Source organism: Streptomyces sp. Ac-502 (assembly GCF_045222935.1).
Classification (GTDB): Bacteria; Actinomycetota; Actinomycetes; order Streptomycetales; family Streptomycetaceae; genus Streptomyces; species Streptomyces monomycini.
Genome location: NZ_JBHFFO010000001.1, coordinates 5,268,400 through 5,283,620, shown reverse-complemented (window position 1 = coordinate 5,283,620; position 15,221 = coordinate 5,268,400). Strand labels below are relative to the sequence as shown.

Below are 15,221 nucleotides of genomic sequence, written 5' to 3'. Positions count from 1 at the left end.
CACCACTCTCGTACGAGGAGAACGGCATGAAGATCGGACGCATCCTGCGGGACGGCGTGGACGGGCCGGTGCCCCGGCTGGTGTCGGTGCACCCGGAGACCCACACGGTGCTCGACCTGGCCGCCGAGGAGCGGCGCAGGCTCGTCGACGCCGGTGCCTCGGCGCGCCGGGCGGCCCGGCTGGCCGCGGCGCAGTTCCCCGGCAGCCTGACCGACGCACTGGAGACCGGGCCCGCTTTCACCGAGGCGGCCCACCGGGTACTGGCGGAGGCCGACCCGGCCGCGGGCCTGCCCATGGCGCAGGTGGACTGGCTGCCGCCGGTGGACCCGCCCGTGCTGCGGGACTTCAACGCCTTCAAGAACCACGAGGCCACCGCGCCCGACGTGTGGTTCGAGGTCCCGCTCTTCTTCAAGATCAACCCGTCGACGCTGGTCGGCCCCGGCGCCGAGGTGGTCTGGCCGGCCGGCTGCGAGCACCTGGACTACGAGCTCGAACTGGGCCTCGTCATCGGCCGTCCGGCCCGTGACCTGACGCCCGGCACGGCCCGCGGCGCCCTTTTCGGCGTGACCGTCTTCAACGACTTCAGCGCCCGCAACCTGCTGCGGTACGAGATGGAGGGACGGCTCGGCCCCGCCAAGGGCAAGGACTTCTCCACCGCGGTGGGGCCGTGGGTGGTCACCACCGACGAACTCGACCTGACGGACCTGACGATGACCGCCCACGTCAACGGCGAGGAGTGGTCCCGCGGGAACAGCGGCTCGCTGGTGTGGAGCATCGAGGAGATCCTCAGCTACGCCTCCCGCTCGGAGCCGCTGGTCCCCGGTGAGGTCATCGGCACCGGCACGGTGGCGGGCGGCAGCGGCTGGGAGCTGGGCCGCAAGCTGCAACCCGGCGACACCGTACGCCTGGAGATCGCCGGAGCGGGCTGGCTGGAGAACACCGTCGGCAAGCCCGACCCCGTGCGCTGGCAGCCGACCCCGCGCAAGAAGGCGGCGGCCGGGTGACGGCCAACGGAGCGGTCCGGGACGCGGGCGGGACGGAGACCGCCGGCCGGACGACGGATGTGGGCGGGACGACGGCCGCGGACCGGATGCAGGTCGCGGACCGGACGGAGGCCGCGTACGGCCTCGAAGACATCGGGACGAAGACGAAGGACGGACACGCCATGACGGACACCGCGGCCATCGCCCGCAGACTGTTCACCGCGCTCCAGGACGCCGACGTACCGGTGATCCACGAGCTGATCGCCGAGGATCTGGTCGACCACAGCCCGATGTTCGGCCGCAACGCCTTCGAGCGGGAGAACCTCAAGGAGTCGGCGGTCCGCTTCAAGACCGCGTTCCCCGACGTCCGTATCCACACCGAGCACGTGCTCGCGGACGGCGACAAGGTCCTGGTCCACGAGATCGTCACCGGCACCAACACCGGCCCGTTCGGCGAGCAGCCGCCCACCGGACGGGCGATGCGGGTCCAGGCCGCCCACATCCTGCGGATCGCCGGCGGCCGGGTCGTCGAGCACTGGTCCGTACGGGAGTTGGAGACCATGCGCGCCGCGCTGGGCATCGGCGAGGACGGTACTCCGCATGGCGGTCAGTGACGGGCGGGGCGGGGGACGCGCCGGGCGGGATTCCGCCGGGCACGGCGACGAACGGCTCGGCGCGGACGGGCACGGCCACGAACAGCCCGGCTCGGGCAGCGGGCACGGTCACGAACGGCCCGGCGCGGGCTGGATCGACGTCCACGCCCACCTGGTGCCGCCCTCCTTCGACCGCGCCTGGCACGCGGCCCCGCCGGCCCACCGGGACGGCATGCCCGCCCTGCCGAAGTGGTCCCTCGACACGGCGCTGGCGGACATGGACCGTACGGGCGTGAGCGCCGCGGCCGTCAGCGTTCCCTCTCCGGGGGTGAACTTCGGCGACCCCCGGAGCGCCGCCGGCCTGGCCCGCCGGATCAACGACGAGAGCGCCGGGATCGTCGCCGGCTCCGGAGGGCGGCTCGGTCTGCTGGCCTGCCTGCCGCTCACCGACCCGGACGCCGCGCCGGCGGAGATCGCGGCCACGGCGGACCGCCCGGAGGTCCACGGGTACGTCCTGTTCACCAACAACGGCGGCCGCTACCCGGGCGATCCCGCGTTCCGGCCCGTCCTGGCCGAACTCGACCGCCGGAACGCCACCGTGCTGCTGCACCCGACCTCGGCGCCCACCGTGGAGGTGCCGGGCGTCCGCCGGCCGCCGAGCGCTCTGCTGGAATTCCCCTTCGACACCACCCGGGCCGTCATCGACCTGGTGTTGTCGGGCTCGCTGACGGAGTTCCCCGGGATCCGGTGGATCGTGCCGCACGCCGGAGCGACGCTGGGCGTGCTCGCGGACCGGGTGGACGCCCTGGCCGCGGCGATGCTCCCGGGCAGCCGGATCGACGTGCTGGGCGCACTGCGCTCGCTGTACTACGACCTCTCAGGGCCGGTGCTGCCACGGCAGTTGGAGACGCTGCTGCGCATCGCCGATCCGCAGCGCCTGCTGTACGGGACCGACCTGCCGTTCTTCCCACGGGACCTGGTGTACCGGTGGCGCGACGAGCTGGCCCGTACCGAGGTGCTGGACGAACGGCAGCGGCGGGCGGCCGCGCGGGAGACCGCTGCCGATCTCTTCCCGAGGCTGGCCACGGTCTGAGGCGGCCGACGGGGCCGTGGCCCCGGACCGACCGCGCGGGCGGCGCCCCGGCACCCGGCCGGAGCGCCACCCGCGGGCGGTTGACTGCTGTCTCAGGCGGACACCTTGCACCGGCCCCGGTCCGCCTCCCACGGCACGGCGGGACGGTTCGCGTGGTCGCACCGGCCGTCGCCGGCCGCGACCGCCACGTCCGCCCGCTCGTCCGGCTGCTCGGTACGGGCCAGACCCAGCCAGATCGCCATGGCCTCGGCGCGGTGGCGGGCTCCCAGCTTGGCGAACAGCCGGTTGATGTGGTTCTTGACGGTCTTCTCGCTGATGAACAGCGCCTGCGCGATCTCGGTATTGGTGAAACCGCGCGACAGGCCGTTCATGATGTCCCGTTCCCGGTCGGAAACGCCTTCCCGGCCGGCTCCGGCCGTCGGGTGTTCACCGCCCGGTAAATAGGTGAGCGCCGGTGCGGCCAGCGCCTCCGGTGCGCCCGCGCTCCTTGCCGCGCGCGGGCAGACCAGGACGGTTCCCCAGGTGGAGACCAGGCACGGTACGTGTGCGAGGTCCTTCCTGTGGTCCTCGCGGATGTGCCACAGGACCAGGTCCTGTCCACCGGTGCCCGCCGTGGCCCGCGGCTGCCCCGCGCACGTTCCCGGCGTCCCCCGGGGTGCCCGGTCGGCGGCCTCGACGGCGCCGTTCGGCACGACCACGTAGGGGGCGACCGGAGCGCCGCAGGAACAGTTCGAGATCGGCCCGGACGGAAGGTTGACGGAGAGGGAATCGCTGCGAGAACTTATGTTGAATTTTCGTCCGGGTTTGCCTGACATCCTTTTGGTCCCCCATCTGGTGAGCTAAGCGTTCCCTGCTCAGAACCCTTCCAAAAAACATCATTCGGCCGACAGTGCCTGCAAGGAATGGCGCACGGCCGGCCACAGCGTCGAAAACATTACCGTGTTCTCCGGTCCGGGCAACTGCGGTGAGACGGAGATCACCCGTCTCGCCATGTCAGCGTAAATATGGCGCCAACGGCCCGGCCGGCATGACTCGGCTTTAGCCGTCTTTTGCTTTTCCATGGTGATCGCGTAGGCGAATGTCGGCCGAGGCGGGGGCGGTGTGCCCCATTCCGTCCCGCGGCGGGCGATTTTCCACTGGTGAATGGTCGCCTGAGGCGACGTGTTCCGCTGCGCTGTGCGGTTTGCCGTAACTTTTGAAAGTCATGGGTGAAATTCGACTGGAGGTGCGCGAAAAAGCAGCGTGGACCGCATGGTGGCAATTCGGTTCATGCCACGCGCCAAACTACTTTCCTTGTACAGTAAGCCGGGGCAGGGCTTGTCGTCCACATCAATCCTGATAACCGGAGGTTGTGCCAGATGAAATCTGTCGACCTGAACCTCCTCATCGCGCTGGACGCCCTGCTGGAGGAAGGCAGCGTTTCCGGCGCCGCGGAGCGCATGCGGACCTCCACCCCGACCATGAGCCGGACCCTGGCCCGGCTGCGGCGCGCCTTCGGCGACCCGCTGCTGGTCCGCGCCGGCCGGCAGATGGTGCCGACGCCGCGCGCCCTGGCCGTGCGGGAGCAGGTGCGCTCCCTGGTCGAGCAGGCCACGGGGATGTTCCTGGAGACCGGTGTGCCGGATCTGGGCTCGCTGAAGGCCACGTTCACCGTGCAGGCCAACGACATGGTGATCGGGGCGCTCGCCCAGCCGCTGCTGAGCGCCGTCCACCGCCAGGCGCCCAACGTCACGGTGCGGTTCGTGCCGGAGGACTCCGGCGACAGCACCCCCAAGCTGCGGGAGGGCGGCACCGACCTGGTGATCAGCGTGGCCGACTCCGCCTCCGGGGAGGTCAACAGCGAACGGCTCGTTGTCGACCGGGTGCTGGCCCTGGTCCGCGCCGGGCACCCGCTGCTGCGCGGCGAGGTGACCCTGGAACGGTTCGCCGGCGCCCAGCACATCAGCGTCTCCCGGCGCGGCCGGCTCACCGGGCCCATCGACGACCACCTCGCCGAGCGCGGGCTGCACCGGCAGGTGGTCTCCGTCGTACCGAGCTGGGTGGCCTCCTGGCACATGCTGGCGCAGACCGACCTGGTGGGGCTGGCCACCGAGAAGCTGAGCCGCCAGGCCGTCCGGCTCCTTGACCTGCGCACCGTGCGGATCCCGCTGAGGCTGCCGCCCATCGTCATCGCGCAGTCCTGGCACGTCCGGCACCAGGCCGACCCCACGCACACCTGGTTCCGGCACTGTGTCCGCGGTGTCTTCGAGGGCCTGCACGCCGACAGCGGCGGCGGCCGGGACGAGCCCACCGCCTCCTGAATTGGTCTGTACCAGGTAATTGCCGTCGAAGGCAACACTGCCTTATCGGAATTGCATTTTGTGATGCCTGGTGCCGCGGATACCGTGGGATCGATACTGACGAATTGGCGACTCCGCCGCGGGGGCTGAAAGACGATTGCCCGGGCGGCAGCCGCATTCCGGGCAGCCGGAATTCCCGCGCGTTTTTTATCCATAGATAGGCGGCTGGTGCTGGTCATGCAGCGCAACGATTACGACGTCCTCATCGCCGGTGGTGGCCCGGTCGGGCTGATGCTCGCCTGTGAGCTGCGGATGTACGGGGTGTCCACGCTGGTCGTGGAGCGCCTCGTACCGGGCGCCAACGAGCCGAGGACGCTGACGATCCACGCCCGTACCCTCGAAATCATGGACCGCCGCGATCTGCTCACCGATTTCATCGCGGCCGAAAAGGACACGGCCAATCTGGGCGAGTACCGCCGCCGCCTGGCGAACACCTCGGCGCGCGGCCATTTCGCCGGAATGTTCGTACTGGGCCGCGGCACCGTCACCGCCGAACAGCCCCAGGAATTGGCACTGACCCGCGAAGCCACCGAGGCCGTGCTGACCCGCCGCGCGACCGGGACCGGGGCCGTCGTCCGCCACGGCGCCGAGGTCGTGGGGCTCGACCAGGACGCCGACGGGGTGGCCGTCACGGTCCTGGACGAGCAGGGCAGCAACGTGATCCGGGCGGGCTTCGTGGTCGGCTGCGACGGCGGACGCAGCGCCGTACGCAAGCTCGCCGGCATCGGCTTCCCCGGCACCGAACCGCAGCTGGTCAACTGGATGGGGCTGGGCACGATCACCGACGTCGACCGCCTGCCCATGGGCTGGCAGCGGCGCGAGCGCGGCTGGTTCATGCGGATGCCCGACGGCCGGATCTCCACCACCGAGTGGGACCGGCCGGTGCCCGAGACCCCGGCCACCGCCGAGGAACTGGTCGAGTCCGTCCACCGGGTCACCGGCGAGCACATCGAGTTCACCGACGTCCGCTTCGTCTCCCGGTTCACCGACAGCACCCGGCTGGCCGCGCGGTACCGGGACGGGCGCGTCCTGCTCGCCGGGGACGCCGCGCACGTGCACTTCCCCGCGGGCGGCCAGGGGGCCAACCTGGGCCTCCAGGACGCCGTGAACCTGGGCTGGAAGCTCGCCGCCGCCTGCCAGGGCCGTCCCGGGCCGCTGGACACCTACGAATCCGAGCGCCGCCCGGTCGCCGAGCGGGTCCTGCAGAACACCCGCGCCCAGGTCGCCCTGATGCGCCCCGGCTCCCAAGTCGACGCGCTGCGCGAGCTGTTCACCGTCCTCATGGAGTTCGACGACGTCAACAACTACCTGACCGACGCGATCTACGGCACCGACATCCACTACGGCGGCAGCGACGACCCGCGCGTCGGAACCTTCGTCGCCGACCGGCAGCTCAAGACCGACGCCGGGACCGTACGCCTGGCGGAACTGCTGCGCGGCGGACGCCCGTTGCTGCTGGACCTCACCGGCACCTCCGACGCCGTGCGCGCCGCTGAGCCCTGGAGTGACCGCATACGGGCCGTCACCGCCCTGGACCCCGACGCCGAGGCCGCCGTGCTGCTCATCCGCCCCGACGGCTGCGCCGCCTGGGCCGGTGACGCGCCGGTCAGCGGCGAGGGCCTGCGCGCCGCCCTGACCGAATGGTGCGGCCCCGCCCGTACCTGACCGCCCGTCGGCGACCCCGCGGTCCCGGCCCGGCACGGCCCGCACGGCCCCGGCCGGGACCCCCACCGCCGCCCCGTCCGCTCCCCGCAGGAGGACCCGTGCCCCTAGCACTGGCCGCACTCACCCTGGCCGCCTTCGGCATCGGCACCACCGAGTTCGTCGTGATGGGCCTGCTGCCGACCGTCGCGCACGACCTGGACGTCTCCATCCCCGACGCCGGATACCTGGTCTCGGCGTACGCCCTCGGGGTCGTCATCGGCGCCCCGCTGCTCACCCTGGCCGCCCGGCGGCTGCCCGCCAAGACCACCCTGCTGTCGCTGATGGCGCTGTTCACCATCGGCAACGTCACCACCACGCTGGCCCCCAACGAACCGGTCATGCTGGTGACACGGTTCGTGGCGGGGCTTCCGCACGGGGCCTTCTTCGGCGTCGGCGCGGTCGTCGCCGCGGGCATGGTCTCCGCCGACCGCACCGCCAAGGCGGTGTCGATGATGTTCCTCGGCCTCGCCCTGGCCAACATCGCCGGCGTACCCCTCGGCACCTACCTCGGCACCACGCTGGGCTGGCGCTCCGCGTTCGTGGTCGTCGCCGCCATCGGCGTCCTCAGCGTGATCGCCATCGCGCTCATGATTCCCCGGCAGCCGAAGGCCGCCCCCACCTCCGTCCGCGACGAACTCGCCGCGTTCCGCCGCGGCGACGTCTGGCTGGCGCTGGGCACCGTCACCGTCGGCTTCGCCAGCATCTTCACCGTCTACAGCTACGTCGCCCCCTGCTGACCGAGGCCAGCGGCTTCTCCGCCACCTCGGTCAGCTATCTCCTGGTCCTGCTCGGCGTGGGCATGACGGTGGGCAACGTCATCGGCGGCCGCGCCGCCGACCGCGCCCTGGTCCCCAGCCTCTACACCGCCCTGGCGGTACTGGCCGTCGTCCTGGCGCTGTTCGCCCTCGCCGCCCCGCTGAAGATCACCGCGGCCCTCGGGCTCTTCGCGGCCGGTGTCGCCGGCTTCAGCCTCGGCCCGATCATGCAGACCTACATCATGAGCAAGGCCCCCGACAGCGCCTCGCTGGTCTCCGCGTCCGTCCAGTCCGCGTTCAACATCGCCAACTCCCTCGGCGCCTACCTGGGCGGCCTCGTCATCACGGCCGGCTTCGGCTACACCGCACCGGTCTGGCTCGGTGCCCTGCTCGCCGTGGTCGGCCTCGTCCTGGCCGTCGTCGTCACCGCGGCCACCCGCCGCGGACAGGGCCCCGGGGCCCTGCCGGTTCCCGAGCCCCAGCTGAACAATCAGAACTGACCGAACGGAGGCAGCAATGCCCGAAACACCAGCAGCGCCGGGAGCGCCGACCGCACCGGCAGCACCGGCAGCTTCAGAAGCGACCGACGGCCTGATGCTCCACCGGGGCGACGGCGACCGCATCACGATCGGCGGACTCCGGATCGAGGTGAAGGTCTCCGCGAAGGACGCCAAGCTCAACTCGGCATTCGAGGTCGTCGTCCCCCCGGGCTTCGACGTCGGCGCCCACCGCCACGACCACGGCGAGGAACTCTTCTACGTCCTGGAGGGCGAACTCGACCTCCTCGCCTTTGAACCGGTCAGCATCACCGGCGGCAACTGGCGCGAGTGGCGCTCCCGCGACGGCCGCTCCGTCCTGCGGGCCGGCCCCGGCAGCATGATCTTCGTACCCCCGGCTGCCCGCACGCCTTCGCCAACCCGACCGACGCCGAAGCCAGGATGCTGTTCCTGTCCTTCCCGGCCGGCCACGAGGACTACCTCCGCGAACTCTCCGACCTCGTCAACAACCAGGCCGCCCCCGAAGCCATCGTCGCCCTCCGCAACCGCCACGGCATCGAACAGCTCACCACCATCGCGGCCTGACCCCACCCGGGGCCCGGCCCCGGACCACCCGAAGGCCCAGCTCGGAGACCGACTCCTTGAGCTGGGCCTTCGTCTGTGGAGCGGGTGGCGGAAACCGACCCCGAGCCCTGGCCGCCGGCCTGACCGCGACGCCGCCCATGACTGATCACCAGGGCACGGGCGTTCCGTCCCAGGAGAAGAAGCCGCCGGTGGGGCCGTCGTCGGGCAGCAGGGCGAGGCGCAGGGCGCCCTGCGCGGCCTCGGCCGGGTCGCCGCCGGCCGCGGCGGCCCGGGGGTTGAGGTCGGTGGCCCGCAGGCCGGGGGCGAGCGCGTTGACCTTGAAGCCGTCCTCGGCCAGCGTCTGGGCGTAGAGGACGGTGAGGGCGTTGAGGGCGGCCTTGGACGACCGGTAGGCGGCGCCCCCGCCGCTGCCCGGGGTGAACTGGGGGTTGGGGGTCGTACTCCAGGTCAACGACGCGGTGCCACTGGAGACGTTGACTATGCGCGGGCGCGGGGACCGGCGCAGGGCGGGCAGGAAGGCATTGGTCACCGCCACCACCCCGAACACGTTGGTCTCGTACGTGCGCCGGTACTCCTCGACGCCGGTGCCGGCCGGCGGGGTGAGCGACGGCGAGATGCCGGCGTTGTTGACCAGCACGTCCAACCGGTCCACCTGAGCCGCGGCCTGCGCGACGCCGTCGGGATCCGTCACGTCGAGGACCAGCAGGCGGGCCCCGGCTCCGATCTCCTCGACGGCCCGCTGCCCGTGCCCGGGGTCACGGGAGCCCACGTACACGATGAGGCCCTCGGCGGCGAGCAGCCGGGCGATATGTTGGCCGATGCCCTTGTTGGCACCGGTGACCAGAGCTGTGCGTTCGTTCATGGCGACCAGGCTTCCCCGGGTACGGGTGCCCTGCCAGGGACAGCCTGTACCAGGCAGTGGGAGGAGGCATCATGGCGCGGCAGGAGCTTGCCCACTACCTGCGGAACCGCCGGGCGGCCCTGCGTCCGTACGAGATCGGCCTGGTGACGACGGGCACCGACCGCCGCACCCCGGGCCTGCGCCGCGAAGAGGTGGCGGACCTCGCCCACATGTCGGTCGACTACTACACGCGGCTGGAGCAGGCCCGGGGGCCGCGGCCATCGGCCCGGATCCTGGACGCGCTGGCCCGCGCGCTGCGGCTCACGCCCGCCGAGCGCAGCCATCTGTTCCGCCTGGCGGGTTCGAGCGCGCCGCCTGGCATCAGTGCCGTGCGGCGGGTGCGCCCGCACGTGGCCCGGATGCTGGAGCGGCTGCCGGAGACCGGCGCCATCGTCACTGACGCGGTGTATGACGTGGTCACCCACAACCCCCTGGCCCGGGCACTGCTCGGCGCCGACCTCGGAGGCGGGACGACGAACCTGGCCCGGTGCCGCTTCCTGGGCCAGGGGCGGATGCACGAGAGCTCCAGCGCCGAGGAATTCGGGCACATCGTGGTGGCGCGGCTACGCCGGGCCGCGGACCGCTACCCGCAGGACCCGCACCTGGCCACGCTGCTGGCCGAACTGCACGCCGGAAGTGCGGAGTTCCGGCAGATCTGGGAGGCGCGTCCCGTCCACGCTCCCGGGCACCGCACCAAGACCCTGGACCACCCGGAGGCGGGTGCGCTCCGGTTGCACTGTGACGTCCTGCTCGTGCCCGAGGACGACCAGGAGGTCGTTCTGATGACGGCCGACCCCGGATCGCCGGCAGAGCGGGCCCTGCGGAGCCTGGCCGCGCAGGCGACCTGAAACGAAGGACGCGCACAGGTCTCGCCGGCCCGGCACTCCGGCGGTGCGGCCGGGCCCCTGCCCCGTCACCGCCCGAAGCCGATTACCTCCGCACCCAACACGCAAAAATCTATGTCGGCGGGGGTAGACATTGGGCGGTACCGTAGCTATGGTTTTTCTCGTAACCCAGAGAGACCGCAGGGCCCGGCAGAGACGAACTGCCGGGCAGCAGGATCCGCAGATGCAGCACGCAGGACGGTGCGGCGGTGGAGTCCCGAAGCCAGGGTTGGTAAGGACGGCGACGGGGCTGACGGCCGCAGCGGGTGGCCCGTAGTGATCAGGGGCCGCCGTGAGCAGGACCCGGTGAAGGCGTCGGCTGCAGGCGCGCGCACCGGAACGTAAGGCAGTGAGCCTCACGCCGCAGGATGGGCGAGGAGGCCAGGCTGCCGGAGAGCGGCGCTGGCACAGGCCGCTGAGCAGTTCGCAACACCGTAGTACGCAGTAGAGCAGTTGATCACTGAGGGAAGAACGGAGGAGCGGTCGCCATCAGGATCGCCCGGGCGGACAGTGTGAACCCGGGTACCGCAGGACATCCGATAGTGAGGTGGTCTCCGGTCAAGCAACCGCGATCCCCGCAGTCCCGGCAGCTTTTCGGCCGGGCCGGCGGACACAGAAGGCCGGCGCACGACCAAGGCCGGCAGATGGTGTAGCAGTTCCTTCGGGGCCCGGGTGCCAGTACGGCACCCGGGCCCCTCGACGCGTTCCACAAGAGAGGTTCGATGACAGCAGACGACTCGTACGGCCGGCTCGACGACGAGGACTACCCCGCCTACACCATAGGGCGGGCCGCCGAAATGCTCGGCACCACTCAGGGCTTCCTCCGCGCCATCGGCGAAGCGCGCCTGGTCACCCCGCTCCGCTCCAGCGGCGGCCACCGCCGCTACTCCCGCTACCAACTGCGCATCGCCGCCCGCGCCCGTGAACTCGTCGACCAGGGCACCCCCATCGAGGCCGCCTGCCGCATCATCATCCTCGAAGACCAGCTCGAAGAAGCCCAGCGGATCAACGCCGAATACCGCCGCGCCGCCGAACCGCCGGACCAGTCCACCGCGACCTGAGACGACGGGCCGGCAACCTCCACAAAAGCCCAGGCCCCCGGCCGCGCACGATGTCCGGAGCGCACAGCGTTCCGGACGCCTCGGCCTCCCCGGACCCCCAGACCAGAAGCGGCCCTCCGGCCACGAGCGCGCCACGCCCGGACAGACCGGGAAGCCAGGCCGCTCGGGAGAGGGCTGCGGCCGTCAACTCCGTACGCCGATCGGCACTTTGCGGCACGCGAAGGGCACGCGGCCCCGAACCGGTCCGGACAACAAACAAGTCCCAGGTCGCTGACCTGGGACTTCGTCATGGAGCGGGTGACGGGAATCGAACCCGCGCTCTGAGCTTGGGAAGCTCATGTTCTACCATTAAACTACACCCGCTTGAGCGCCGCCCGTAGTGAGGGCGGTGCAGCGTCGCACACTCTACCCCATCGCGGACCCCCGGTGCAGTTGGCCGTGGGGTCCGGTGGTGTGTCCGGGGTGGGTTGCGGTGTGGGGTGCGGGAGTTGGGGCGTACGGTGGGGGCGCGGAGTGCCGCGTGTGGTGGCGCCCAGTTCATCCCCTAATGTGGCTTTTGTTGTCCACGCATTCGGGAGAGGACTTGATGGAGCGCACCGTCGTACGTTGTGCCGAGGGGCACGTGTTCAGCACCGCTTCGTTTCCCATGCAGACCACGGACCGGCTCGGCCCCGCCCGGCTGCTGCGGTGTCCGCGCTGCGCGCGGCTGCGGCATTCGGTGCCGGTGGGGTGCGAGAAGCGCTGAGGTCGAGGGCGCCGGGCGCTGACCGTACGCCGTCGGGCGGCGGTCCCCGGTGGGCCGGAGGCGAAACGGACGGCAGCCGGTGGAGCGGCTGTGAGATGTGTGGGCGAGGGCCCGGTCCCCTGTGGTGGGGGCCGGGCCCTCGTCGTACGGAGGGGCGGGCGCGGACCCTCGTCGTGCGGCGGGGCGGGGCCGGGCCGGGCGGTGGTGTGCGGGGAGGGTGGGGGCGGGCGCGTATCCTCGATGCGTGCTTCTCTCAGACAAGGACATCCGGACCGAGATCGACGCGGGCCGGGTCCGCATCGATCCCTATGACGAGTCGATGGTGCAGCCGTCGAGTATCGATGTGCGCCTCGACCGGTACTTCCGGGTGTTCGAGAACCACCGGTACCCGCACATCGACCCCGCCGTGGAGCAGCAGGACCTGACGCGCGAGGTGGTGCCGGAGGGGGACGAGGCGTTCATCCTGCACCCCGGCGAGTTCGTGCTGGCGTCGACGTACGAGGTCATCACGCTGCCCGACAATCTTGCTTCGCGGCTGGAGGGGAAGAGCTCGCTGGGGCGGCTGGGGCTGCTGACGCACTCGACGGCCGGCTTCATCGACCCGGGTTTCAGCGGACATGTCACGCTGGAGCTGAGCAATGTCGCGACGCTGCCGATAAAGCTGTGGCCCGGTATGAAGATCGGGCAGCTGTGCATGTTCCGGCTGACGTCGGCCGCCGAGCACCCGTACGGCTCCGCCAAGTACGGCTCGCGGTACCAGGGCCAGCGGGGGCCGACGCCCTCGCGGTCGTTCCAGAATTTTCACCGGACCCAGGTCTGAGAGTGCGAGAGAACCAGTGAGTGGTGTGCGGGAGAACCTGACGTACGAGCGCTTCGGCGGCGCGATCCGTGAGCTGGCGCAGACGATCGCCGACGACGGGTACGAGCCCGACATCGTGCTGTCGATCGCGCGCGGCGGCGTCTTCGTGGCCGGCGGCCTGGCGTACGCGCTGGACTGCAAGAACATCCACCTGGTGAACGTGGAGTTCTACACGGGCGTCGGTACGACCCTGGAGATGCCGGTCATGCTGGCGCCCGTACCGAACGCGATCGACTTCTCGGACAAGAAGGTGCTGATCGCGGACGACGTGGCCGACACCGGCAAGACGCTGAAGCTGGTGCACGACTTCTGTCTGGGGACGGTGGCCGAGGTCCGCAGCGCGGTGATCTACGAGAAGTCGCACTCGCTGGTCAAGTGCGAGTACGTGTGGAAGCGCACGGACGAGTGGATCAACTTCCCGTGGAGCGTCGAGCCGCCGGTGGTGCGGCGCGAGGGGCAGGTCCTCGACGCCTGAGGGCTGTCGGAGACGTGTAGGGGCGCTGGGAAGCGCATCGGGCGGTGACGGGCCCGGTGCGCTTCTTGTTGTTCAGAGCGCGGGCTGTGAATTCGGGCCAATCCCGTTCCGGCTGTTCCACCGGTGACTACTTACGAGTAGAAACCGGCGGAGACAGCAGACCGGAAGCCGGGAGGCCCAGGGGTGCGTGTGAGAGCGGGGCGGCTGATGGCCGCCGCAGCGGTGTTGGCGGTGGGGTTCGGCGGAGCGGGCGGAGTCGCGGGGGTGGGCGCCGGTACGGCGGTGGCCGCCCCGGCCGGTTCCGCGGCGGCCAGGCCGCTGCCGCCCGAACTGGAGAAGATCCGGGCGGCCGAGGCCGTCAAGCTGTACGGGGACGCGGCCGAGCGGCCGGTCGGGCAGCGGAAGTCGTCCCTGATCTCGCTGGGGGACAGTGAGATATCGGGGGAGGGGGTGGGGACGTACGAGCCCGGGACGAACGGGCCGGACAACTGGTGCCACCGTTCGCCCGACGCGGCCGTCCACCGGACCGGGATAGCGGCGGACGTGACGTACAACGTCGCCTGCTCCGGGGCGTACACGGGCAACATCAACATCGGCGGTACGAAGCAGTACGCGGCCGAGCTGGTGCAGAGCGACAGCCTGGCGATCAAGGCCAGGAACACCCGGCTGAAGATGGTGCTGCTGGTCGCCGGGGCCAACGACGACCTCCAGTTCGGGCCGGTGATGACGGACTGCGTCACCCGCTGGTTCACCCTCCAGGGGCCGTGCGAGCCGAAGTACCAGCCGGGGTGGCAGGGCCGGGTCGACGCGCTGGTGCCCAAGGTCGAGAAGAGCGTGCGCGATCTGCGGACCGTGATGCGCGACGCGGGGTACGCGGACGGCGACTACAAGCTGGTCGTGATGGGCTACCCGAGCCCCATCGGCCCGGACATCGAGGACAACCCGAACTTCCCGGGCAAACTGCCGGGCGGGTGCACGGGCTACACCTCCGACTCGGCATGGGGCCGCGACACGGCCGTACCGACCTTCGAGAAGGGGATGCGGAAGGTCGCGGCCGACACCGGCGCGACGTACCTCGACAACTCGCGGCTCTTCCACGGGCACGAGGTCTGCATGGAGGACACCTGGGCCCGCGGCCTGTACGTGGACCTGGCGAACCCCTTCCCGCCGAACGCCAACTCCGTACGGCAGTCCTTCCACCCCAACGCGCGCGGCCACGCCGCCTTCGCCTCCTGCCTCACGCAGCTCTACGCGTCGGACCGGCGCGAGGCGTCCTGCGCCGACCCCGTCGGCACCGGGCAGCCGCAGCTGTACCCGCTGGCCTGGGACGACGTGTACAAGCCGCTGAAGAACGCCGCTACCGGCAGCTGTGTGGACGCCAAGGGCGCGAGCAGCGGTAACGGTACGGCGGTGCTGGGCTGGGACTGCAACGGGCAGCGGAACCAGGACTGGTGGCACGACACACAGCGCCGCTCCGTGCACGTGGGGCTGACGCAGGACCGCTGCCTGGACGTACCGGGCGCGAAGTACGAGGCCGGGGCCGGCCTGGTGCTGTGGAACTGCTCGGGCGCGGCCAACCAGCAGTTCACCAAGGACGCCGCGAGCGGGTCGGTCCGGCCGGCGGCCGCGCCGGGGCTGTGCCTGACGCTGGGCTCGGCCAAGGACGCGGTACGGCTCCAGAAGTGCGACGGATCGGCGGCGCAGCGGTTCGTGTAGCGCTCCGCATGCGAAAGGCCCCGCTCCGGGT

At 71.1% G+C, this 15,221-nt stretch carries 12 protein-coding genes, 1 tRNA gene and 2 pseudogenes; 12 read left to right on the top strand and 3 right to left on the bottom strand.

The annotated features are described in order from the left end of the window. The first annotated feature begins 26 nt into the window (after window positions 1–26). Genes ACEXOX_RS23835 through ACEXOX_RS23825 form a run of 3 tightly spaced genes read left to right on the top strand, consistent with a single transcriptional unit; the run spans window position 27 to window position 2,669 of the window. Window positions 27–1,004: a fumarylacetoacetate hydrolase family protein gene (locus ACEXOX_RS23835; protein ID WP_406523116.1), complete on the top strand. Its 978-nt coding sequence runs from the start codon at window positions 27–29 to the stop codon at window positions 1,002–1,004. Continuing rightward, window positions 1,001–1,597 carry an ester cyclase gene (locus ACEXOX_RS23830; protein ID WP_406523114.1) on the top strand — a complete coding sequence of 199 codons (597 nt, stop codon included), beginning with the start codon at window positions 1,001–1,003 and terminating at the stop codon, window positions 1,595–1,597. The genes ACEXOX_RS23835 and ACEXOX_RS23830 overlap by 4 nt, the downstream gene beginning before the upstream one ends. After that, entirely contained in the window at window positions 1,584–2,669 is a 1,086-nt protein-coding gene (locus ACEXOX_RS23825; RefSeq protein ID WP_406523112.1) for an amidohydrolase family protein, read from the top strand. The genes ACEXOX_RS23830 and ACEXOX_RS23825 overlap by 14 nt, the downstream gene beginning before the upstream one ends. Before the next feature lie 92 nt (window positions 2,670–2,761). Here ACEXOX_RS23825 and ACEXOX_RS23820 read toward each other — a convergent pair whose 3' ends face one another. Continuing rightward, window positions 2,762–3,367: a helix-turn-helix transcriptional regulator gene (locus ACEXOX_RS23820; RefSeq protein ID WP_406523111.1), complete on the bottom strand. Its 606-nt coding sequence runs from the start codon at window positions 3,365–3,367 to the stop codon at window positions 2,762–2,764. Window positions 3,368–4,027: 660 nt separating this feature from the next. Between ACEXOX_RS23820 and ACEXOX_RS23815 the strand changes: the two genes are divergently transcribed. From ACEXOX_RS23815 to ACEXOX_RS23800, 4 genes and pseudogenes are all read left to right on the top strand, one after another. After that, on the top strand, window positions 4,028–4,969 hold the full coding sequence (locus ACEXOX_RS23815) for a LysR family transcriptional regulator (RefSeq protein WP_406523109.1): 942 nt from the start codon (window positions 4,028–4,030) through the stop codon (window positions 4,967–4,969). A 216-nt stretch (window positions 4,970–5,185) separates the two neighbouring features. Beyond that, window positions 5,186–6,673, top strand: coding sequence for an FAD-dependent monooxygenase (locus ACEXOX_RS23810; RefSeq protein WP_406523108.1), 1,488 nt, complete (start codon window positions 5,186–5,188; stop codon window positions 6,671–6,673). 98 nt (window positions 6,674–6,771) lie between these two features. After that, a pseudogene (locus ACEXOX_RS23805) lies at window positions 6,772–7,967 on the top strand (MFS transporter). A 94-nt stretch (window positions 7,968–8,061) separates the two neighbouring features. Next, window positions 8,062–8,549: pseudogene (locus ACEXOX_RS23800) on the top strand (cupin domain-containing protein). Window positions 8,550–8,694: 145 nt separating this feature from the next. Here the strand turns inward: ACEXOX_RS23800 and ACEXOX_RS23795 are convergent. Then, complete coding sequence (locus ACEXOX_RS23795) at window positions 8,695–9,411, bottom strand: SDR family oxidoreductase (protein WP_406523107.1); 717 nt, start codon at window positions 9,409–9,411, stop codon at window positions 8,695–8,697. Between the two features lie 71 nt (window positions 9,412–9,482). On the opposite strand from ACEXOX_RS23795, the gene ACEXOX_RS23790 reads away from it, so the two are divergent. Further along, window positions 9,483–10,298, top strand: coding sequence for a helix-turn-helix transcriptional regulator (locus ACEXOX_RS23790; RefSeq protein WP_406523105.1), 816 nt, complete (start codon window positions 9,483–9,485; stop codon window positions 10,296–10,298). Window positions 10,299–11,056: 758 nt separating this feature from the next. Then, window positions 11,057–11,395 carry a MerR family transcriptional regulator gene (locus ACEXOX_RS23785; protein ID WP_030017818.1) on the top strand — a complete coding sequence of 113 codons (339 nt, stop codon included), beginning with the start codon at window positions 11,057–11,059 and terminating at the stop codon, window positions 11,393–11,395. Window positions 11,396–11,684: 289 nt separating this feature from the next. On the opposite strand, the gene ACEXOX_RS23780 is transcribed toward ACEXOX_RS23785, so the two are convergent. Then, a tRNA-Gly gene (locus tag ACEXOX_RS23780) sits at window positions 11,685–11,758 on the bottom strand. A 626-nt stretch (window positions 11,759–12,384) separates the two neighbouring features. Here ACEXOX_RS23780 and dcd point away from each other — a divergent pair. From dcd to ACEXOX_RS23765, 3 genes are all read left to right on the top strand, one after another. After that, complete coding sequence (gene dcd / locus ACEXOX_RS23775) at window positions 12,385–12,960, top strand: dCTP deaminase (RefSeq protein ID WP_406523103.1); 576 nt, start codon at window positions 12,385–12,387, stop codon at window positions 12,958–12,960. A gap of 16 nt (window positions 12,961–12,976) precedes the next feature. After that, complete coding sequence (locus ACEXOX_RS23770) at window positions 12,977–13,474, top strand: phosphoribosyltransferase (protein WP_030017816.1); 498 nt, start codon at window positions 12,977–12,979, stop codon at window positions 13,472–13,474. Window positions 13,475–13,681: 207 nt separating this feature from the next. Then, window positions 13,682–15,190, top strand: a complete 1,509-nt coding sequence (locus ACEXOX_RS23765; protein WP_406526446.1) for a ricin-type beta-trefoil lectin domain protein — start codon at window positions 13,682–13,684, stop codon at window positions 15,188–15,190. Window positions 15,191–15,221: the final 31 nt, after the last annotated feature.